At 53.0% G+C, this 21619-nt stretch carries 14 protein-coding genes and 3 pseudogenes; 8 read left to right on the top strand and 9 right to left on the bottom strand.

Going from position 1 to position 21619, the window contains the following annotated elements:
• The first annotated feature begins 131 nt into the window (after window positions 1-131).
• The 4 genes and pseudogenes from AC6I8T_RS22140 (at window position 132) to AC6I8T_RS22125 (ending at window position 3032) form a co-directional block, all read left to right on the top strand.
• Window positions 132-650: a hypothetical protein gene (locus AC6I8T_RS22140; RefSeq protein ID WP_244634056.1), complete on the top strand. Its 519-nt coding sequence runs from the start codon at window positions 132-134 to the stop codon at window positions 648-650.
• 212 nt (window positions 651-862) lie between these two features.
• Window positions 863-1159 (top strand): annotated as a pseudogene (locus AC6I8T_RS22135) (PcoE/SilE family metal-binding protein); the annotation flags it as partial.
• A 467-nt stretch (window positions 1160-1626) separates the two neighbouring features.
• Window positions 1627-2688 carry a glycosyltransferase family 9 protein gene (locus tag AC6I8T_RS22130; protein ID WP_208725608.1) on the top strand — a complete coding sequence of 354 codons (1062 nt, stop codon included), beginning with the start codon at window positions 1627-1629 and terminating at the stop codon, window positions 2686-2688.
• Window positions 2688-3032 (top strand): DUF1493 family protein, encoded by a 345-nt coding sequence (locus tag AC6I8T_RS22125; RefSeq protein ID WP_244634055.1) that lies wholly within the window; start codon window positions 2688-2690, stop codon window positions 3030-3032. Before AC6I8T_RS22130 ends, AC6I8T_RS22125 begins: the two co-directional genes overlap by 1 nt.
• On the opposite strand, the gene AC6I8T_RS22120 is transcribed toward AC6I8T_RS22125, so the two are convergent.
• Together AC6I8T_RS22120 and AC6I8T_RS22115 are read right to left on the bottom strand one after the other, a co-directional pair.
• Window positions 3022-4032 carry a glycosyltransferase family 9 protein gene (locus tag AC6I8T_RS22120; protein ID WP_208725607.1) on the bottom strand — a complete coding sequence of 337 codons (1011 nt, stop codon included), beginning with the start codon at window positions 4030-4032 and terminating at the stop codon, window positions 3022-3024. The genes AC6I8T_RS22125 and AC6I8T_RS22120 overlap by 11 nt on opposite strands.
• A gap of 393 nt (window positions 4033-4425) precedes the next feature.
• Window positions 4426-4995: pseudogene (locus AC6I8T_RS22115) on the bottom strand (ISNCY family transposase); the annotation flags it as partial.
• Between AC6I8T_RS22115 and AC6I8T_RS22110 the strand changes: the two are divergent.
• Window positions 4993-5556: pseudogene (locus AC6I8T_RS22110) on the top strand (IS3 family transposase); the annotation flags it as partial. The pseudogenes AC6I8T_RS22115 and AC6I8T_RS22110 sit on opposite strands and share 3 nt — an antisense overlap.
• A gap of 182 nt (window positions 5557-5738) precedes the next feature.
• Here AC6I8T_RS22110 and AC6I8T_RS22105 read toward each other — a convergent pair.
• The 4 genes from AC6I8T_RS22105 to malT form a co-directional block, all read right to left on the bottom strand.
• On the bottom strand, window positions 5739-7136 hold the full coding sequence (locus AC6I8T_RS22105) for an ISNCY family transposase (RefSeq protein WP_208725606.1): 1398 nt from the start codon (window positions 7134-7136) through the stop codon (window positions 5739-5741).
• Window positions 7137-7451: 315 nt separating this feature from the next.
• On the bottom strand, window positions 7452-8588 hold the full coding sequence (locus AC6I8T_RS22100) for an HlyD family secretion protein (protein WP_208725605.1): 1137 nt from the start codon (window positions 8586-8588) through the stop codon (window positions 7452-7454).
• 4 nt (window positions 8589-8592) lie between these two features.
• A complete protein-coding gene (locus tag AC6I8T_RS22095) occupies window positions 8593-8916 on the bottom strand; it encodes a DUF3302 domain-containing protein (RefSeq protein ID WP_208725604.1) in 324 nt (107 codons plus the stop codon).
• A gap of 126 nt (window positions 8917-9042) precedes the next feature.
• On the bottom strand, window positions 9043-11745 hold the full coding sequence (gene malT / locus AC6I8T_RS22090) for an HTH-type transcriptional regulator MalT (protein WP_208726549.1): 2703 nt from the start codon (window positions 11743-11745) through the stop codon (window positions 9043-9045).
• 278 nt (window positions 11746-12023) lie between these two features.
• Between malT and malP the strand changes: the two genes are divergently transcribed.
• Both malP and malQ read left to right on the top strand, forming a co-directional pair.
• Window positions 12024-14411, top strand: a complete 2388-nt coding sequence (gene malP, locus AC6I8T_RS22085) for a maltodextrin phosphorylase (protein WP_497834410.1) — start codon at window positions 12024-12026, stop codon at window positions 14409-14411.
• An 8-nt stretch (window positions 14412-14419) separates the two neighbouring features.
• Entirely contained in the window at window positions 14420-16450 is a 2031-nt protein-coding gene (malQ, locus tag AC6I8T_RS22080) for a 4-alpha-glucanotransferase (protein WP_497834409.1), read from the top strand.
• A 128-nt stretch (window positions 16451-16578) separates the two neighbouring features.
• Here the strand turns inward: malQ and malM are convergent, their stop codons facing one another.
• From malM to malK, 3 genes are all read right to left on the bottom strand, one after another.
• Window positions 16579-17496 carry a maltose operon protein MalM gene (gene malM / locus AC6I8T_RS22075; protein ID WP_497834408.1) on the bottom strand — a complete coding sequence of 306 codons (918 nt, stop codon included), beginning with the start codon at window positions 17494-17496 and terminating at the stop codon, window positions 16579-16581.
• Between the two features lie 84 nt (window positions 17497-17580).
• Window positions 17581-18882 carry a maltoporin gene (locus AC6I8T_RS22070; RefSeq protein ID WP_415175480.1) on the bottom strand — a complete coding sequence of 434 codons (1302 nt, stop codon included), beginning with the start codon at window positions 18880-18882 and terminating at the stop codon, window positions 17581-17583.
• A 43-nt stretch (window positions 18883-18925) separates the two neighbouring features.
• The gene (gene malK, locus AC6I8T_RS22065; protein ID WP_208726538.1) at window positions 18926-20035 is read right to left on the bottom strand and encodes a maltose/maltodextrin ABC transporter ATP-binding protein MalK; all 1110 of its coding nucleotides are present in this window, start codon (window positions 20033-20035) and stop codon (window positions 18926-18928) included.
• Window positions 20036-20399: 364 nt separating this feature from the next.
• Here malK and malE point away from each other — a divergent pair, with 364 nt between their 5' ends.
• A complete protein-coding gene (gene malE, locus AC6I8T_RS22060; protein WP_208726536.1) occupies window positions 20400-21590 on the top strand; it encodes a maltose/maltodextrin ABC transporter substrate-binding protein MalE in 1191 nt (396 codons plus the stop codon).
• Window positions 21591-21619 lie beyond the last annotated feature (29 nt).

Genomic DNA, 21619 nt, shown 5'->3' with positions numbered 1-21619 from the left:
TGAGCTATAAGGCAGGGGAGGAAGGGCGTAATGGGCTATGCTTGGATACAGCAAGCCTTCATGTAAAACCAAAACGTGGGTAAGTGTGCAGGAATTGTTCGACTTCCTTTCTTATTAAGTTGGATATTAAAATGCATAAATTAATAATCCGAACATTAGGATATCATTTGCTCGTTGTGGTTTTCTGGTGTCATGCCAGTGAAATAAATCTCTATTCAGTCAATACCGGTTCTTTTGTTTACCATCTGACCGGGAATCACGGGCAATACACAGAGAATTTCGAAAATAACTTTTTTTCTGTTGAGCGTAAACTCTCTGAAGATTCGAAATACAGCGTGTTACTTGGCACAATGAAAAATAGTTTCGACGATCGTTGTCTTGCGATGGGCGTGAGAAGGGACTGGGCCTCCTGGGATAACGGGTGGGTGTTCAAAGGCGTATATGGATATACCGGCGAGTTCTTTTTCGATGCATTTAAAAATTGTGGTGATCACGGTTCTTATCATGATTTTAAAAAGGCAACTGGCATTGGATTTTCACCTTATATTTATCATGGCTTTCAATATAATTTCACTTCTTATTTTGGCATCGAAACGGGGATTATCATTCCCAGCGTGTTTGTTATCACTGTGCAGTGGAGTTTCCGGTAACCCTGGGGCGGGTGCGCTTCTGGTGACATAAATGTCATGATTTAGTCATGCGATGAACAGAGGTGGTTTTTTATAATGACTATAAATCAGGAACAGAGTGGAAAAGAAGTTTCACACCGTTTTCTGAGTAACCACCACCCAGGTCAGATATCAACCACTTATTGGAATTTAAGTTGTTGGCTGCATGGGGAATTTTAAACCGGAGATCCACTATGAAAAAAATCCTTGTATCGCTTGTTGCCATTATGACCTTTACCTCATATTCCTGGGCAGCAGAAAAAATAAATATCCACGACATGGTAAATAATGCGCAGGCTCCAGCCCACCAGATTCAGTCTTCCTCTGATAAAAGCACCCCCCAGGGAGAAAGCATGAAAATGATGGATATGGGCGCTCATGACCAGGCTGCTATGTCTCATCAAATGATGCAAAACAACAGCGCTATGGCACACCAAAATATGACTGAAATGCACAAAAAAATGATGAAATCACAAAAAGGAACAACGAATTAGACAACAAGACCGTTCTGAATTCTCCGAGGTTATGAGAAAGGAAACAGCAATCCAGCGGCACACAGATTCTTTAACCTAACCAATCGGTAGATTTTGTCTATCCATGTTGATAATGTCACCCTGATTTCCCGGTTTTGAATGTCACTTGCTACTGTTTTCTGATGAAAAGGAAAGGGGAGTGAGGTCGTTTTTCAGGCCGGGTTTGAAGGGTGATAGCGCAGCCAGAATCGGTGGCTTGAAGTAAATGATAACCCCTTCGGATCAGGTGATGCTGTGATGTTGCTGGGCTATAATCATCATCCCTGTACATTAGAGAAGATTGCCAAACTGAAGCCTGTCCAGTTAATCTGAGGTTAACCGGATGAAAATGTGCTTTCGCAATGAACTTTAATCCCCGGATTAACCTCTAAATATCCATAAAAGACTTTTTTGAGTATTTTTTATACAGTTAGGGTGCTGCAAACGTGAAGAAAAAAAAACTATATCTCATAGACCAAATTTTAACGCTTTACTCGCGATTTTTTAGCAGGGAAACAGCACCTTCCTTACACGATCTTAATCCCAAAACTGTGGTGATCTATTCCACCACTGCACTGGGCGATTTTCTGATGAATACACCGGCTATTTGGAGCCTTAAAAATCGCTTCCCTGCCAGTCAATTCATTTTGGTTTCCAGTAAGAAGAATAAGGATTTAGTTAGCCGCTATCAGTGGTTTGATAAAATCTATATATGGGACAATAAGTTACTGAATTACCTGCCATTGTTCTTCAAGTTGCGCCGGCAGAAACCCGACTTATCGGTGATATTACACGGCCATTTTCCGTACGATGTTATGAGCGCAGTATTAACTGGCAGTAAGGTCATTGTGCGCGACCATTACGGCAGCGAGTCGCCACTTCTTAATAAACATCTGGACCATTACTCGGGTTATTTCGACGATCACACCATTAAACGCAAACTTAAATTGATTGAGTCGCTCGGTGCGCAGTCGCATCAGACCCGGATGCATCTGCCGGAATCGGAAAGCAGCGTTACGAGATCAGGTGACCACCTGCGTATTGGATTTCAGTTAGGTGCATCTAAAGATATTCGTCGCTGGCCACTAACATCATTCTGCCAGTTGGTGGCAGCGCTGCTTACTCGTTGGCCTGACTGTGAAATCATCGTGACCGGTGCGCCGCATGAGCAGCATCTTGAACAGGAGTTTATTGATAGCCTGCCGCTGCATTACCGAAAAAATGTTACGCCGATGGCGGGTAAAACCAATCTCAGCGGCTTGATTAACTTGATCCGCAGCCTGGATCTGTTGGTAACGGGTGATACAGGACCGATGCATATTGCGGTCGCTGCGCAGGTTCGTACCGTCAGCCTCTTTTCTACCGCCAATCCACGTTATACCGGCCCCTGTCAGGACAGTGACCGTCATATCATTATTCACCGCCCGCCTGAAGATGACTCGCAACATCCCATGACTTCGATCACCGTTGAAGAGGTCGAACAAGCCATAGTGAAACTGGTGGGATAATGACTAACACGCCACAACCCTCCATGCTGGCAGCGGTGATTGCTCTAATCGAATATCATAACAAGCCAACCGCGCTAGGTTGGTTTAAGAAAGTTGATCACCCCAACTTTTACGTGCAAAGGTTACCCCTGAATGAGTTTGAATTTGCAGATCTGATGAATGACTTTTTTATCACTTTTGCAGTCAGTTCAAAGCATTATGATGATGCACGCTATTTTCCGGCAACACGCCTGCAATTCCCTTTGTTTACCCGTCGGAAGGGGTTTTCTTATCACCCCTTGACGGTTGCACTGCTATGCGAAGCGGCCAGACTTGGACACTGGCCTGAGGTGGTTACTGAATGATGGTTTGCAGAAATGCGTCGTAGACCTCATCCGTACTGAGCGAGCTGACATGGCGCGAGGCTGGTTGCAATACCTTATGCTTCACCTGCCAGGGATGCCAGCATGCCGGGTCACTGTCACCAAATAGCGCGACAACCGGAAGTCCCAGCGCAGCGCCAATATGCATCGCGCCACCGTCACTGCTTACAAGGCCGCGAGATAAGGACATGGCCGCGATAAGCTGTGGCAGGGTGGTTGTCGCCACCGCTTTCACCGGCAGGTGCGTACAAAGTGCCATAATTTCGCGAGCTTTGTCGTCATCACCCGGATGGCGTGGATTGTCTCGGCTACCGGGTGACCACAGCAGCATAATCTGACAACGATGCCGGGTAGCAATTTTGTCTGCCAGTTCAGCGAACCGGGCGGCCTCCCATTGCTGGCTTGGCTTGCGGGCGCTAATTTGTAATGCATAAACCGGGAGAGAGGGATCGATGGCGTAGCTGTTACGCAGGTTGTTTGCACTCTCAGCATCCGGCAAAAGCGTCAGTTTACCTGGCGCAGTGGCGCTGAGATTAAACGGTCGTCCAAGGCTGAACAGGATTTCACTGATATGTTGCTGAGACTGACTGGCCGGTGGGAGCAGGTCGGTAATCAGCGGATGTGACTCTTCGCCTAAAGCAATGACTCTGCCAGGACGTATGATTTTTACCCATTTCAGTCCGTGCTGGTCCCAGCGGCTTTTTGCGAGGACCACCGCATCATACTTCTGCTTTTTCAGGTTAATCATCAGCATCAATCGTTGGAACAGGCAGTTCAGTCGACCCTGACCTTCGTCGCGGTGATGTAGTTTGGTGTAATACAAAAGTTGTCGTATATCGGGATTATTTTTTAATACCGGTGCCGCATAATTATTGGTTAGCACATCGACCTGATGCTGGCCTGACTGTGCGAGCGCACTTAAAAGCGGCGTCGTCAGTAGCGTGTCGCCAATATTATCCCGACAAATAATTAAAACCTTCATATCTGGTATCCTCTGCGCACAGACTGCTCTGGCTGGTCGAAAATTAGGCGCGCACCGTTAACACCTTAAGAACGTTAACATGACGGCAAAAGTTAACATATTAGTCAGCAAACAGCGAGGTTGGTTCAATAGATCGGATAACCGGAAAAGGCGGATGGCTTAATTTGAACTTTAAAAGGTTTGCGTTTTGTATGAGAAAAGAAAACGTTTTTTATATAGCTTAAAATAACAGCATAATGACCAGGGCATATTATGAACTGACTAAAAACAGGCATTTTCAAATATCCTAACATCCGCATCTCCAGAACGGCTAAGTCAGCTTTGCCTCTATAACACATGTCTATCCATTATTAAGATGTCGTCTCAGTGGCTAAGTTAAAGTGTCATCTACTTGGGAGGTCGTGCAAAACGGCGGTTAAAGTCGTCGATAAAGCCCGTAATCCAGCGGTTCGCCTCGCTGATGGAGCTGATGTTGTGCAGCCGCAGCTCCTTCACCAGCCGATCCTGCAGTGTCTGGTTGGCGCGCTCCACGCGGCCTTTGGCCTGGCTGCTGTTGGCGCAGATGCGCTCTATGCTGAGGTCGCGCAGTGCACGGCCAAACTGTGTGGTACCGCTGCGGCGTGCGTCCGTACCGTTAACCCTGAAAACGGCGTGCCTGTCGCTGTAGAATGCGACGGGTTTTCCATGTAAATCAATATACTCCCGTGTTGCTGTCATATAATCGAATGCTGACTCCGAATCGCAGAAGCGCAGGTGCATCAGGCGGCCGGTGGCATCGTCAACGTACACGAGCAGGCAGCACTTCGGTGCCCGATCCTCAAACCAGGCATGATGAGATCCGTCCAGCTGCACCAGTTCGCCGAGACAGTCGCGCCGGTGTCGTGGCTGATAAATGTGAGCCTGACGCCGTGAATGCGGCCGCCAGAGTCCGTCTGAGATCATCCAGTTGCGGACAGTCTCAATTATCGCTGCTATGGCTACCGGCGCCTCCATGCGATGCTCCGTGAAAACAACACATACATCTCAGAAAAGGTCGTCCGCAGACTGATGGCTGAAGAACAGCTGATTGTTAAGCGTGCCGGGCGCCGGCGATACAGCGCTTACTGCGGAGAAATCGGTCAGGCCCCAGAAAATCTCCTCGCCAGAAATTTTCGTTCCAACCGGCCAAATGAGAAGTGGCTGACCGATATTACCGAGTTCCATCTTCCGGCAGGCAAGGTCTATCTGTCGCCAGTCATCGACTGTTTTGATGGCAAAGTGGTGAGCTGGGCCATAGGGACACGTCCGGACGCAAAACTGGTCAATGCCATGCTCGATGATGCGATCGATACGCTCAGGGAAAATGAAAGACCGGTGATACACAGTGACAGAGGCAGTCATTACCGATGGCCGGGCTGGCTGGATCGTATCAACAGGTCGGGTCTTGTAAGGTCTATGTCGCGCAAAGGTTGTTCGTCGGATAACGCAGCGTGCGAGGGCTTCTTCGGGCGGGTCAAAAATGAAATGTACTACGGCAGAAACTGGGTGCGATGAGTCCGGTGAAGTACCGGGAGCATCTGGGGATCACAACATAACAGTCCAGGAAAACATCCGCATCTCCGCATCTCCCATTAGCGCTTTGGAGTAACAACACATGTTGAACCTAAGCACAGATGACCGGGTTCAGGCCAAGCTGAGTTGTCCGTTGTTCAGGTTAAACACAGGGTTTAACCGCCAAATATCTCTTTACCGCGCGTCTGTAAATCATTCACGGCTTCCAGTAAATCATCTTCGTTTATTGCCCGCTGCCGTTTTTTGTTCGGGTCTTTCTTCCCGACCCTCCGGCCCGGGCCTGTTCCGGCAGGAAGTGCCTGTGAGCGCGTGTTATCGCGCTTATCCTGCATCAGCTTAGCCACCGCCAGCGCGTGACCCAGCCGCTTATTATCAATGATGGCCCCCTGGTCAACTTCAGACAGGCGATCGTAAGCAGAGTAGGGAAGTACCGTTCCGTTACTTCTGAGTTCGACGTGACCGTCCGGATACTGCCAGGAGTCCAGATATTTACCGATGACACGGCGGCTCTGCTCATTATCTTCAAGCAGACAGAGCATCTTATCGTAACGTACCGTCAGCGATTTTGAGACCTTGCGCGGCTCACGCCAGGTAAAAATCGCCTCAAGATCGTCGTCTGCATCGAGAGGCCGGTGAACGTCAAAATCATGCCGGGGAGCCTTCGCAAAGCGGAGGTTGTAATCGGCCATGAACTCATCTGCGAAGGCATTGGCCGCATCCGGCGTGCTGATGCCGCGCAGACGCAGCTCTTTAACGAGGCGATCCTGCAATGTCAGATGGGCGCGTTCCACGCGTCCTTTGGCTGAGCTGGTGTTGGCGCAGATGCCGGTGATGTTGAGTTCGTTCATTGCACGTCCGAACTGAGTCTGTCCCTTACCGCCGGCCGCGTTTTTGTTGTTAATGCGGAAGATACTGGCTTTATCACTGTAAAACGCCAGCGGCTTGCCGTGCTGCTCCAGATAGCCGCGTGTGGCTTCAAAATAGGTAAACGTGGACTCTGATTTCACAAAATGGAGCTGCATCAGGCGGCTGGTCGCGTCATCGACGTAAACCAGCAGCGTGCAGGCCGGGCCACGGTTTTCAAACCAGCGGTGGTCACAGCCGTCGATCTGTATCAGTTCGCCGACACAGGCGCGTCGGCAGCGTGGCTGCTGGATCTTCGGTGCACGCAGTCTGCGGGGGATCCAGAGACCGGAAAGTATCATCAGCTTACGCACTGTCTCTTTGGATAACACCACGCCGTGAAGCTCGGCCAGTTTTTCGCAGGCCAGCGTCGGACCGAAGTCGGCATAACGTTCGCGGATGATCTGGATGGCATGTTCAGCAAGGCCTTCAGGCAGCTGATAGTTGCTGGGCTTGCCGCGCCGCCGGTCAGCCATGCCGAGCGGGCCGTCTTCGCGGTAACGCTGAAGCAGGCGGCGGCAGTGTCTGTCGGAGATCCCGAGGCGTTCTGCGGCAAGACGGGTAGTGAGCCGCCGGTCAATAACGTCCTGGATCATTTTAAGCCGGTTAACTTCGTTCATCGTAAAAAACTCCGCACCAGAAGCCGCCATATCAGGTTCCTCAGCAGGTAGCCCGAAGCGGCCAGGTTAGTTTAGCTCATAACGGCTAAGTCAGCTTTGCTTCTATAACACAAGTACACATAACGTGAATTATGTTAAATGCGATATCCGGCTAACCCCGCAACGCCACCCCATCCCGTAGCGGCGCGATTTATCGCGCAGGTTTTACGTCACCACTGCTGGATGATGCGCGATAAATCGCGCCGCTACGAAATAACCGGAACACACCTGGCAGCGCTACGCAAAATCTCCCGCCCAATCCCCCTGCGCTTCTCTCAGAATTCACGTAGCGACGCCTGCTGGGTTTTAATGGTCCAGATAGAGATAATGCATCCAGCTGGTCATTCGCAGCAGCACCTTCCGCATCACCGATACGTGTGTAAAGTGATCTGAATAAACAGCAACTTGTGCAAAGATGCCATCGGGTAATGCATCCACATCAGCATTCGGTTGCAGTTCAATCACTGCCAGGACACCATCAGAGCCAGGTGTGATGGTCAACGATTGTAGCGTCCCCTGTGCCTGATAGCTGCCGCCAGGGACTACCGGAAGAATGCTGGTCAATTTTCCGGGAAAGACCTGACCCGGAATAGCAGTAAATACCACTTCAGCTTCATCTCCCGGCTCCAGACGTAGCAATGAATTTTGTCGGAATTGCGCAATGATCTGTCGTTTTTGCTCAGGAATAAAAATCATTACTGGTCGCAGTGGCAAGGCTGCGGCATAGGTGCCGGGACGGATCAGCACCTGGGTAACATAACCATCGCTCGGCGCCCGAACGATGGTTTGGTCCAGGTTGTACTGCGCTTCTGCCAGTTGCGCGCGCAGGCTGACAATTTGTGATTGTTCTCCATTAACCGTGCTATCGAGTTGGCTTTTGATTTGCGCCTGTTCCGCCACCGAACTTTTTACCAATGCATCCTGGGCTAAGTAGTTCTGGCGCGCATGATCAATATCACTTTCCGAAAATGGATTAACCTTTGCTTTGCTTCCCTGTAAATAACGCTGGTAGTCTTTTAATAAACGGTCGCGTTCTGCTGATACATTGCTCGTATTCGCAATGGCCTCATCTAATTGACTCTTCAGCGTCTGAATATTTGAAATGGCCGTCGCTAAATCTGCCTTTAATCTGTCCACTCGCGCCTGATAACGCGTACTGTCCAGGCGAAAAAGCATCTCTCCTTTTTTAATTTCAGTGTTCGTTTTGTTGGTCACTTCTTTAACAATACCGGTGACCTGCGGCGTAATAGGAATGGATATCACCGCTTTTTGTGCCAGAGCAGTATAGGGATGGTTATAGTTCATCAACAGGATAAGTGCGCCTACCAGAAAAACGCCACCCAATGCGGCTGTTGGCACCGTCCATTTATTAACCGGTATTTTGAATAGTTTAAAAATGGCCCACGCAAACGCAACATAGGTCAAAATAATCAGTAAATCCATACGATTACTCCGCAGGAGGAGCGTTACTTATACCCTGTTTTCGCTCCAGTTCAGCAACGCGTAACTTAAGTAGTTCCAGCGAATCATTTTGACTTTGCATTCCCCAACCCCGTTCCGGGCGATACAGGGTGGCCCATATCCAGAGAAATGGCCAGATAACATGAAGCGTAAAAAGGCTCACCCAGCCAGCCACATGTATCGCATCGGCGTGAGGATGATTACGTGATTTTGCAATAAGATAAGGGATATCGTGCAGGATAATTATCCCGTAAAAAATAATAAGGAAGACAAAGATCAGAACGCCCAGTGCAAAGTAGTTTAGAAACATATCTGCCTCGATATGAAGTCAGTCTGCTGATAAATATAGACGTCATCACCAGGACGAGAAAGAAAGATAATAAAAAAAATCACCCGCTACGCTTATTATTGGCACTGAGTTTAACGGGTTAAATCATTAAACATACCCCATCATTCTTAACATTGACTGCGCCTGATTCACCGCTTGCGAACGATGAGACACCCCTAACTTTTGATACAGATTCCGAATGTGCGTTTTAATGGTTGTTGCCGCGATCGCCAGCTCACCGGCAATCTGTTCATTGCTGTAGCCAGAATAGATCAGTCCCAGCACTTGCCATTCCCGCTGCGTTAATGGGCTGGTGCGAATGAGTTCCGGAACATCAGGATGATTTAACAAACGGCTGACAAAACCCTCATCAAAATGAGCAAATTTATGGCGGTGATGTTTATTCAGTTCATCAAGGATACGTCGCGCCCGGTGGTTATCAAGCTCATCCAGAATATTGAGCTGAATCAGTTGCCGCAATTGCTGCGCCATCATCTCACCCTCAATAACAAAATGGCTGACAAACCCCGTGCTGCGTGCCAACTTCAGGGCTTCAATTAAGGTTCGCTGCGCATCAACTTTACGATCGGTTTGCCAGTAGATTTGATTCATCAGGAGCAAATTGCGATTCAAATCACTCATCAATCGTAGTGCGCGCGCGTTGTCATTTAATTCATCCAGCACCACCTCTGCCTGCGTCATATTACCCAACATGATCTGTGCCCGCGCCACGTTGCGCCACTGGCCTTGCAGAAAATGATTATTGGCGAACGCCGGTTTCGCCGTCTGGCGCATCCAGGTATTGGCGCTTTGTTTATCCCCGGTCATCTGCCAGTAAATCACCCGTACCTCGTCAGCATTGGCGATCCAGTCACTGTGCCAGTTACCGTTATTCAGCAGGTTTTCCAGCCGATTCAGGTGACTGCGGGCATTATCCAGATTGCCCCGCGCCAGCGAGCATTGTGCCAGCAGGCCCAGGCACTGAATTTGTTGCTGCTGCTGATACCCTTTCAACACCCGGATACCCGCGCGAGCCGCCTGCTCGGCCTCATCCAGCCGCCCCCATGCCCACATCAGTTGCGCGCGGATGCGTAACAGGAACTCATGTAGAGGAAATTGCGCCAGGTGTTGTTCATTCACCAACACAAACGCCCGCTCCTGTGTCTCATACGCGCCCTGCAAAAAGCCCTGAGCAAACAGAATTTCACTCTGTTGAATCAGGCTCCACAGCGCGTAGTGCCAGGTCTCGTCACGTCGCGCCATTTGCTCCGTCTGACGCATCAGCTTCAGTGAATTAACCAGGTCGCCTTTACAATGCATCACTTCACCCAACACCGACGTGGCGACAATACGGCTGTAATAACAACTTTCAGGCAGGCTCTCCAGCGCCAGCATCGCCAGATGTTCCGCTTCCTCGGCGTTGCCATTGTTGATGGTGACCTGGGCACGAACCGCGTTAAATTCCCCGCGTAATGCCTCGTCGATATCGCGACAACACGCCGCTTCAAAGCGTGCCAGCAGGCTGTTAACCTCATAAAAACGATGCTGACTTTGCATCAACCACGCCTGTAATAACACCAGACGAGGATTCTCCAGCAATGTCTCCCACGGCAAGGTTTTGAGCGATGCCTCGAGCAGCGTTAATTCGCTCTGATTAAACAGCGTCCAGGCATGGACGAGTAACACATCACGCAACATCCCTGCATCACCGGACGCCAGCGCATGATGAATAGCTTCGCGCGGGTACCCCTGCGCCATCCAGCTTTCTGCGGCGGCGCGATGAATAGCGGGCAACTCGGCGGCGAGTTCCCACTGACAACGCAGCCGCAAAAAACTGCCAAACAACGGATGATAGCTAAACCATTGCCCGGAATTATCCATACGTTGTAAAAACAACCCCTGCCGCTCGATCTCTTCCAGCCGCATCTGTCCGTTCTCTTCCCCGGTGACGCAAGTAATCAGCGCATCGTTCATGGAACGTAGCAGCGCACTTTTCAACAGAAAATGACGCGTGGCGACGTCAACGTTGTCGAGCACCTCCTCCACCAGATAATCCGAAAGATGGCTGGCGTTGATGCCGGAAAGGCGACGCGCAGAATCCTGGGCGGAGCTGGCCCCCTGACGGGCGGAGAGCGCAATCAACTGCAAGGCAGTGGCCCAGCCTGCTACATCATCACACAGTTGGTTGCTCTCTTCACAGGCGAGCGGTGCCGTCAGACGCCCATCAAAAAACTGCTTCGCCTCCTGATGGGTAAAGGCCAGCTGCTGGCTACTCAGTTCAATCATTTGTTCACGTACCCGCAGATTGGCGATACCCAGTTGCGGCAAATTACGTGACAGCAGAATCACCGTGAGATTGTCGGGTTGATGGCGCAAAAAGAAGCGCATTGCCTCATGAATGGCGGGATTAGTGATGTGATGATAATCATCGACAATCAGCCACAGCGGTTTTTGCCACTCCGTCAGCTCAATAAACAGTTGCGCAAATAATGCATTGAGGTTCATGTACTGACGCTTTTGTGCCAGCAACTCGCTGCGGGGACACCCCCCTTGCGTAGCTTGTTGCAACGCAGCAATCAGATAATCAGCAAAAGGTTCGGGATGATTATCCCCCTCGTCCAGTGAATACCACCCCAGATTGCTTTGGTCCGCCGCCCACTGTGAAACCAGCGTGGTCTTACCGTAGCCTGCGGGGCTGGTCACCAACACCAGCCGATAATTACCGGCCGCGGTGAGTTTTTGCAGCAGGCGGTCACGCGTGACGGTGCTTTCCAGACGGACAGGGCGACTGAGTTTCGAGGGTATTAACATAGACGCATGCATCTCCCTTACATTTAGCGATTATTTTTTTACGCTTCGAAATTATTATTCACACAACTTCGATTATTCGCGGAGTGATTGCAAGCAAACTCATTAAGTAATCTTTACAAAAGCGGCAGTTATCACATTCCTGACACACTTTCAGATTCCCCTCACCCTCTCCACCCTGCTTATCCTCCCTGGTGAATTTACCGCAGGAGGAGGAGCGTATAGCCAGCCACAGGCACACTGGCGGGCAGACTTTATTCGCTCTCACAGGACATCCGGTTATGACACAGCTTTTTGATCGTTCACGTTTTATGCAATCCCTCACCCGCCAGTGGCAACGTCTTGGTTTACGCGATGCACGCGATATGACACCACATCAGTGGTGGCATGCCCTGAGTGGTGCACTGGCCGATATGCTGGCTGATCTTCCCGCTCACGCCCGCAGCACACCTCAACGTCACGTTAACTATCTCTCGATGGAATTTCTGCTTGGGCGTCTGACCGGGAACAACTTGCTGAATCTGGGATGGTATGACGCCGTTAACGATGCGCTGAAACAGTGGGACATTAATCTGAGTGAGGTGCTGGAATGTGAAACCGATCCGGCATTGGGCAACGGTGGGCTGGGCCGTCTGGCTGCCTGTTTTCTTGACTCGATGGCCACCGTGGGACAACCGGCAATCGGCTATGGCCTGAATTATCAATATGGCCTGTTTCGCCAGCGTTTTGTCGAAGGTAAGCAACAGGAACTGCCGGATGACTGGCAGCGCGATCGCTATCCGTGGTTTAGCCATAACGCCGCGTTAAACGTCACGGTTGGCATTGGTGGCAAGGTGATCAATGCACGTTGGCAACCGGCGTTCCTGTTGCAGGGTGAAGCCTGGGATTTGCCGGTGGTCGGTTTTGAAAATGGCATCACGCAACCGCTGCGTCTGTGGCAGGCAAAGCATGCACAGCCTTTCGACCTGCAACGCTTTAACGATGGCGACTTTTTACGTGCCGAGCAGCCCGGCATTGATGCCGAGAAACTGACCAAGGTTCTCTACCCCAACGACAATCATGCAGCAGGCAAAAAGCTCCGTCTGATGCAGCAATATTTTCAGTGTGCCTGCTCGCTGGCGGACATCCTGCGCCGCCACCATCAGGCCGGACACCCCATCGCCACGTTGCCAGATTACGAAGTGATTCAGCTCAATGACACCCACCCCACACTGGCGATCCCTGAGCTGATGCGTCTGTTGCTGGATGAGCATCAGATGGATTGGGAACAGGCCTGGCAGATCACCCGCCGCACCTTTGCTTACACCAACCATACGCTGATGCCGGAAGCGCTGGAGTGCTGGGACGTGCGTATGGTACGCGCCCTGCTGCCGCGCCATATGATGATCATCAATACCCTCAATACCCAGCTTAAAAAGCAGGTCGATGCGCGCTGGCCGGGCGATGACGCGTGCTGGGCGAAGCTGGCGCTGGTGCATAACAACCAACTGCGGATGGCAAACCTCTGCGTGGTGGGCGGCTTCGCAGTGAACGGCGTCGCGGCGATGCATTCACAACTGGTGGTACAGGATCTGTTTCCTGAATATCACAGCTTGTGGCCGGAGAAATTCCATAACGTCACCAACGGTATCACCCCCCGGCGTTGGATTAATCAATGCAACCCGGCACTGGCGCGGCTTATCAGCGACACCTTAGCGCAACCCTGGATCAACAATCTGGATGCGTTGCAGGGCCTTGAAGCCTTTGCCGATGATGCCGACTTCCGCGCGCACTATCGCGCCATCAAGCAACACAATAAAGTTGAGCTGGCGCATTGGGTTCTGGCGCGCACCGGCATCGCTATTAATCCTGAAGCGATGTTTGACGTGCAGATTAAGCGTCTGCATGAATACAAACGCCAACACCTGACATTGCTGCACATCATCGCGTTGTGGCAGACGCTGGTCAGCGATCCGCAGGCGAATCTCGCGCCGCGTGTGGTGTTGTTTGGTGCCAAAGCTGCACCGGGCTATGCGCTGGCGAAAAACATCATCTACGCCATCAACAAAGTGGCGCACGTCATCAATCACGACCCGCGTGTCGGTAACCGGTTAAAGGTGGTGTTCATCCCCGACTACAACATCTCGGTGGCGGAGCGCCTGATCCCTGCCGCCGATCTTTCTGAGCAGATCTCCACCGCCGGCAAAGAAGCGTCCGGCACCGGCAATATGAAGCTGGCGTTGAACGGCGCTCTGACCATCGGCACGCTTGACGGAGCAAATGTCGAGATTGCGGAGCAGGTTGGCAGCGAAAATATTTTTATCTTCGGTCACACCGTAGAACAGGTTAACGCGTTGAAAGCACAGGGTTACGCTCCCGCCGTGTGGCGCAAGAAGGATCGTCAGCTCGATCAGGTGCTGAAGGCGCTGGAAGATGGCACCTTTAGCGATGGCGATACCCACGCCTTTGCCGAATTGCTGCACAGCCTTAACGCGCAGGGCGGCGATCCATATCTGGTGCTGGCTGACTTCCATCACTACCTGAAGGCTCAGGAACAGGCGGAAACGTTGTGGGCCGATCAGGAAGGCTGGACGCGTGCCGCGATCCTGAATACCGCGCGTTGCGGCATGTTCAGCTCCGATCGGTCGATCCGTGATTATCAGCAACGTATCTGGCAGGCGGAACGCTGAGGAATCCGATGAAACCACACAATCTCATCGCGCTGGATTACATTGATGCCCACGGCCAGTCGCAAACTATTTCCGCCGATACCCGCCAGCGCCTGCTGGCGGCCATGCAACCCGCTGTTGCTGAGCGAGCGCCGTTACCCGCCGTGAGGGTGTTTCAGCACGGTCAGCCGCTGGAGTTATCACCAACCCTGACCGGTCCGGCGCTCTGGCGGCTGCAAAGCGAAAGCGGCGATGAGTGGTCAGGACAATGCGTCCCGGACCAATCGCTACGTTTACCCGTTTTACCAGAGGGATATCATCAGCTTACGCTATCATCAGCCGGCAACAGCTTTAGCTGCAAGATTATCGTGACACCGTCACGTTGTTATGAGCCGGGCGAACTGGTGAACGGTGAATCGCTGTGGGGAGCCTGCGTCCAGCTCTATACTCTGAGATCAGAGCATAACTGGGGCATCGGTGACTTTGGCGATTTGAAACTGATGCTTCAGCAAGTGGCGCAGCGTGGCGGTGCCTTCATTGGTCTGAATCCCCTGCACGCCCTGTTTCCGGGGATGCCGGAGAGCGCCAGCCCTTACAGCCCCTCATCACGCCGCTGGTTAAATGTTATTTATATCGATGTGAATGCGGTGGACGATTTTATCCGGAGCGAGGATGCACAAAGCTGGTGGCAATCCCCCGCGACGCGGCAGATATGGCAGGACGTGCGTGCCAGCGACTGGGTGGATTATCGTGCCGTAACGCAACTCAAACTGACCGCGCTGCGTCTCGCCTGGGCACATTTCTGCCAGCGCGACCTGGCCGATCCCGACGTCAATGCCTTTGAAGCCTTCGTCACCGCCGGCGGTGAAAGTTTGCAACTTCAGGGGGTGTTTGATGCGCTACATGCGGCGTTGCTGGCGCAGGACGAGGGCAATTATGGTTGGCAGGTGTGGCCGCAGGTCTGGCAGCATCCTGACAGCGCAGCGGTACGCGCCTTTCGTATTGAACACAGCGATGAGGTGAATTTTTACCTGTGGCTTCAGTGGCTGGCCGCCCGCCAGTTTGCCGCCTGCTGGGAGGTGTGCCAGCAACAGCAAATGCCAATCGGGTTATACCGTGACCTGGCGGTGGGGGTGGCACAAGGTGGCGCGGAAACCTGGGGCGATCGCCATCTGTATTGTTTACAAGCCAGCGTTGGCGCTCCGCCGGATATTCTTGGCCCGCTTGGTCAGAATTGGGGATTGCCGCCGATGGACCCGCAAGTAATGCAGGCGCGAGCCTATCAACCCTGGATTACCCTGCTGCGGGCGAATATGCGCGACTGCGGGGCATTGCGCATTGATCATGTGATGGCGCTGCTGCGTCTGTGGTGGATCCCGCGCGACGGCAACGCGGCCCAGGGTGCCTATGTCCACTATCCGATTGACGACCTGCTGGCCATCCTGGCGCTGGAGAGCCAGCGCCATCGCTGTATGGTGATTGGCGAAGATTTGGGAACCGTGCCGGACGCGATTATTGGCAAACTGCGTGACGCCGGGGTGTATTCCTACAAAGTGCTTTATTTTGAGCAAACCTCGGCAACGGGTTTCCGCCCACCGCGCCAATGGTTGCGTCAGGCGATGGCAGTTGCCACCACCCATGATATGCCGACGCTGCGTGGCTGGTGGCAAAGTGATGACCTGACGACCGGCAGCAAATTGGGACTGTATCCTGACAAAATTATCCTCGCCGGGTTGCATCAACAGCGGCGGGCGGCTAAACAGGCGCTGGTGCGCAGCCTGCGCCGCACTGGCTACCTGGCGAAATTTATCCGTCAGACCGTGATGAACACCACGCTGAACCATGCAATGCACGGCTTTCTGGCCGACAGCAGCAGCGCATTGCTTGGACTGCAACCCGAGGACTGGCTGGATATGGCCGCACCGGTGAATATACCGGGCACCACTGATCAGTATCCCAACTGGCGGCGTAAATTGCGCGTCACGCTGGAAACGCTGTTTCGCGATGCGCATGTCAATGCTTTGCTGGCGGATATCCACCAGCGGCGGCAGATCAGTTAGTTTGCGCGATAAATCGCGCCACTACGGGCCGTTCCGTAGCGGCGTGATTTATCACGCGATTATTGCACGCATAAAAAAGGTGCGCCGTAGCGCACCAGGTGGGGCAACTCAGCACTGCCGGGGTAACATCACCCCTTGCCTTTAACACTGCTGATAAACGTTGGCCGTGCGGTGGTTGATCCCAGCCGTTCGGCCTCATCCAGCAGTTTGAGCGCTTTATCAATGTTGCCCTGCTCAACCGCCTGGCGGATGTTCTGATTAAAGTAGCTCTCGGTGTCATTCATAATCGGCGCGCTTTTCGGTGCAGGTGACGTTGTCACGACGGCCGGCGTTGCCGCCTGGGTACTGCCGACCATCACCGGTGCCGGGCCGGACGAACCAAATAACGGCCCCACCAGGATTGACGAGCCAGAACTGGTTTTGACTTTCAGCTTCAGCGTACCGGTGCCGGTGTGGCGCGCGATCGGATCAGGAATATCAGGTATCGCGTTGCTGGTGCCTTTGGCATACGCCTTGGCCGGGTCCAGCAATGTGGTGGTTTGCGTCAGATCCTGCTCGGTAGTAAACACCAGCAAGTAAATCTTGCGCTGGCCGGGCACCGGCGTCAGCTTCATCAACCCTTCCAGTCGGTCCGGTGTCATCACACCCGGTTGCTGATAGGTAAAGAACTTACTCGGAAACCAGGCAGCAGGACGCAGGTTTTCATCCAGCACCAGAACGTTCGGTGCGAACACCTGATTGTTTTCCACCTCGCTGGTTAAAGTGACGTTCAGTTCACCGATATTGGCAGGCAGGCTATAGGCTGCCACTGCGCCCGTTACCCCGGCGGCACCGGTCGGGATAGCGCTGTTCGACAACTTGCTGACCTGAGTGCGCGAAGCATCTACCGGGAGCCAGCTCAATTGTTGCAGGCTGGCGGTTGGGAATGTCGGTGCCGCAGAGAGATCCTGGGGCACGAGGGTGATATCGGCATAGGCTGGCAGACTTTGCCCCGCCAGCAGCGCAGCACTCAGGCAGAGCGCCGCCAGTGTTTTTGTCATTTTCATTGTTTTGGCCTTATGAGCAGATCAGCAGCGACGGAACCAGGCAATGGCCGCCGCTGCCGAATAAACGATCGATAAACTAGCGAATTACCACCAAATCTCCATCTGCGCACCAAACGTCCACTCGTCGTTATTACCGCGACTGTTGGTCAGGATGCCGTTACCGCTGCTATCCGCTGCGGCAAAAGAGGTGATATCGCCAGAGGAGTCTTTGGTGTAGCCCCACTTCTCATCCCATTTGGCGTAGGTCGCGAACAGACGCAGTGCCGGACGCGACCAGATGCTGTCGCCAGCCTGCCATTGTTGCGCGAGGGTGATTTTGTACTGACCGTTGCGCTCATTCGCCTGTTGTGACTTGACGTTGTCGTAGCCCACTTCCAGCAAGGTACTCATGATCGGCGTCCATTTGTACATCGGACGCACACCCACGGTGTACCATTCGGTACCACGGTTATTGTCGAGATCGATGTCCTGGTACATGGCGACGTACATCAGATCCCAACGATCCGCCAGCGAAATCGCCCCGTGGTCGAGGATCCGGTACATATTACCGTTGTTATTCAGGCTGGTGCCCTGTGGCAGCCCTTTGCCTTGTGAGGTCATGGCATCGGAGGCGTATTGCAACACAAACTTGTTGTAGCCCTTCAGCATGCTTTGGGTATGTTCAGCTGTGAACATCCAGCCATCTTTTGACGCGCCATTTTCCAGATGGTAGCCATCACGCTCATTGGCACGTCCGTAATCAACACCCAGTTCCAGTACGCCATTCGGGTTAGTTTGCAGCCCCGCCAGACGGATATCGAACACATCGTTGGCCGTGGCGGTGGCGTAATCACGCGTTTGATCGCTGGAGAAGGTGTAAGAACCGCCGGATTCTGACGAACGCGTGGCAGCGAAGGAGAGTTTGCCAAAACCGAGATCAACATCTTCCAGACCCGCTCCCGGACCGGAGATATCCCAGTAGTAGAAGTCGATCATATGGACGTCATGGCGTTGATAGAAGCGCTTACCGGCCCACATGGTGGCGCCCGGCAGGGCATCAATCAGGTTCTTGCCTTTGACGTTGGCTTCACGGAACGCCGGGGAGGTCGCTTCCCAGTCGTTTTGCTGTGATACCGAATAGGCCACGTTAGTGTCGAAATAGAAGCTCTTATCGCCCTCTTTCCACACTTCCTGGCCCAGTTTCAATTCAGCGTAGGTTTCGCATTCGTTACCCAGACGGTATTTGCTTTGCGCACCGGTTGCCTGAAAACATTGTTGTTCACCACCACTGCCGGTCCAGCCGATGCCGGAACGGGCATAGCCGGTGAAATCCACCGCCATCGATGGGGCAGAGAGCGTACCCGCCGCGATGGCAACCGCGAGAGGGAGTTTGCGCAGAGTTAACATGTTTTTATCTCCTGAGGTCATTGCTTTTCTTGTTTTTACGGGGCTAAACACCAGGCTCCTGATGCAGCCTGCGACAGGCGCTGCCATCTTCACGGAACAGATGGCAACGTTCTGGCGGCAGGCCAATGCCCATCAGGGCGCCCTCTTCTACCAGCACCACGTCTTCCTGGCGGTAAACCAGGTTCTGACGGATGGCGGGGATTTGGATGTGAATTTGCGTTTCAAAACCGAGTTGCTCGACCACCTGCACCTCACCTTCGAGGGTGACATCGGCGATATCGCTGGAAATCAGATGTTCGGGACGAATGCCTAACGACATGTTGCTACCCACCTGCACCCCGGCACTGTCCACCGGCAACCACACCAGTTGATCGTTGGGCAGCCGTACCTGAACCTGCTCAATCGAGGTCGCGGTGACTTTCACCGGCAGAAAATTCATCTTGGGGGAGCCAATAAAACCGGCGACAAAGCGGTTGGCGGGATAGTGATAAAGCTCAAGTGGACGGCCGACCTGGGCGACGCGTCCGGCGTCCAGTACCACGATTTTGTCAGCCAGCGTCATGGCTTCGACTTGATCGTGGGTGACATAAATCATGGTGCGTTTCAGTCGCTTATGCAGACGGGAAATCTCGATGCGCATCTGCACACGCAGTGCCGCGTCGAGATTGGATAACGGTTCATCCAGCAAAAACACGCGGGGTTCAGCCACCAGCGTACGACCAATGGCGACGCGTTGACGCTGCCCGCCGGAGAGCGCTTTGGGGCGGCGGTCGAGCAGATGCGCCAGTTGCAACACCTCCGCCACCTGATTTACCCGTTGTTGAATCTCCGCCTTTTTCACCCCGGCCAGTTTCAGGCCGAAGGACATATTTTCCGCCACGGAAAGATGGGGATAGAGGGCGTAGGACTGGAACACCATGCCAACGCCACGTTCGGCAGGCGGTACATCATTCATGCGTTGATCACCAATCAACAACTCGCCGCGGGTGATGGTTTCCAGCCCGGCGATCATGCGCAGTAGCGTGGATTTACCACAGCCTGATGGGCCGACAAACACCACGAACTCCCCTTCACCGATCTCCAGATTGATATCTTTCGATACCTCGGTGTCGCCCCAGGTCTTAGTGACATTGCGTAACGCGACGCTCGCCATGATGCTTTTCCTCTCAGCTTGCTAATCCTTGCCCGTATCACGGCGGGCAGACTCCGGCGACCACTATGGGCAAGGCTGACGCCGGTAACATCCTCCACACCGGGCGGATTTATGGGGGAGGAGACGGGAGGAGGAGATCATGGCTGACAGTCAGGGGTGACGGGGCCGCCAGGCATTTTTGTGATCGGCAATACAAACTGACAGCGCCATTTTTGTGCGCCAGACCGTGATAACCGGGCAGTTTTGCAACGGCGATCACATTGGACGCGCGACGGGCGTAGAGGGGAGGAGGATGAGAACGCAACCTGAATCCACACAATGTGGCGACAACAGAAATTTTCGTTACCGCTAACAGGATGGAGTTATGACGATGAAAACCGGCGCACGCATTCTCGCCTTATCAGCCCTTTCTGCCGTTTTATTTTCGGCAACCGCGATGGCAAAAATCGAAGAAGGAAAACTGGTCATCTGGATCAACGGCGATAAAGGCTATAACGGCCTGGCTGAGGTGGGGAAAAAGTTTGAGCAGGAGACCGGCATCAAGGTGACGGTGGAACACCCGGACAAAATGGAAGAGAAATACCCGCAGGTGGCGGCGACCGGTGACGGCCCGGATATCATCTTCTGGGCGCACGACCGGTTTGGCGGTTATGCCGAATCGGGCCTGCTGGCGGAAATCACCCCGGATAAAAATTTTCAGGAAAAACTCTTCCCGTTCACCTGGGACGCGGTGCGTTTCAATGGTAAGTTGATCGGCTACCCAATTTCAGTTGAAGCCCTGTCGCTGATTTATAACAAGGATTTATTGCCCTCCCCGCCCAAAACCTGGGAAGAGATCGCCGCGCTCGACAAGCAAATGCGTAAACAAGGCAAAAGCGCCCTGATGTTCAACCTCCAGGAACCCTACTTCACCTGGCCGCTGCTGGCGGCAGGCGGTGCCTACGCCTTTAAATACGCCGACGGCCATTACAACGTGAAAGACGTGGGTGTCGATAACGCCGGGGCAAAAGCCGGTTTGCAGTTCCTGGTGGATCAGGTCAAAGCCAAAACCCTCAATGCCGATACCGACTACTCCATCGCGGAAGCGGCGTTTAACAAGGGCCAGACCGCCATGACCATTAACGGTCCCTGGGCATGGAGCAATATTGACAAAAGCGGCATCAAATATGGCGTCACCCTGCTGCCGACACTGAATGGCAAGCCGTCGAAAGCCTTTGTCGGCGTGTTGAGTGCCGGGATCAATGCTGCCAGCCCGAACAAAGAGCTGGCAAAAGAGTTTCTCGAAAACTATCTGCTGACCGATACCGGACTGGAGGCGGTGAATAAAGACAAGCCGCTGGGTGCCGTGGCGCTCAAATCCTTCCAGCAGCAGCTCGAGAAAGATCCGCGTATTGCCGCCACCATGAGCAACGCCCAGAACGGCGACATTATGCCGAACATCCCGCAGATGGCGGCCTTCTGGTACGCGATGCGCACCGCCACGCTTAACGCCCTGAGCGGCCGTCAGACGGTTGATGCCGCGTTGAAAGATGCCAAAGCACGTCTCAATAAGTAATTTCCACTCGCCGGGCCGGAGCAATCCGG

It is taken from the genome of Pantoea sp. X-Soil-OKNW-556, assembly GCF_059730695.1.
The sequence above is the reverse complement of the archived record's forward strand: the minus strand, read 5'-3'. Positions and strand labels throughout refer to the sequence as shown.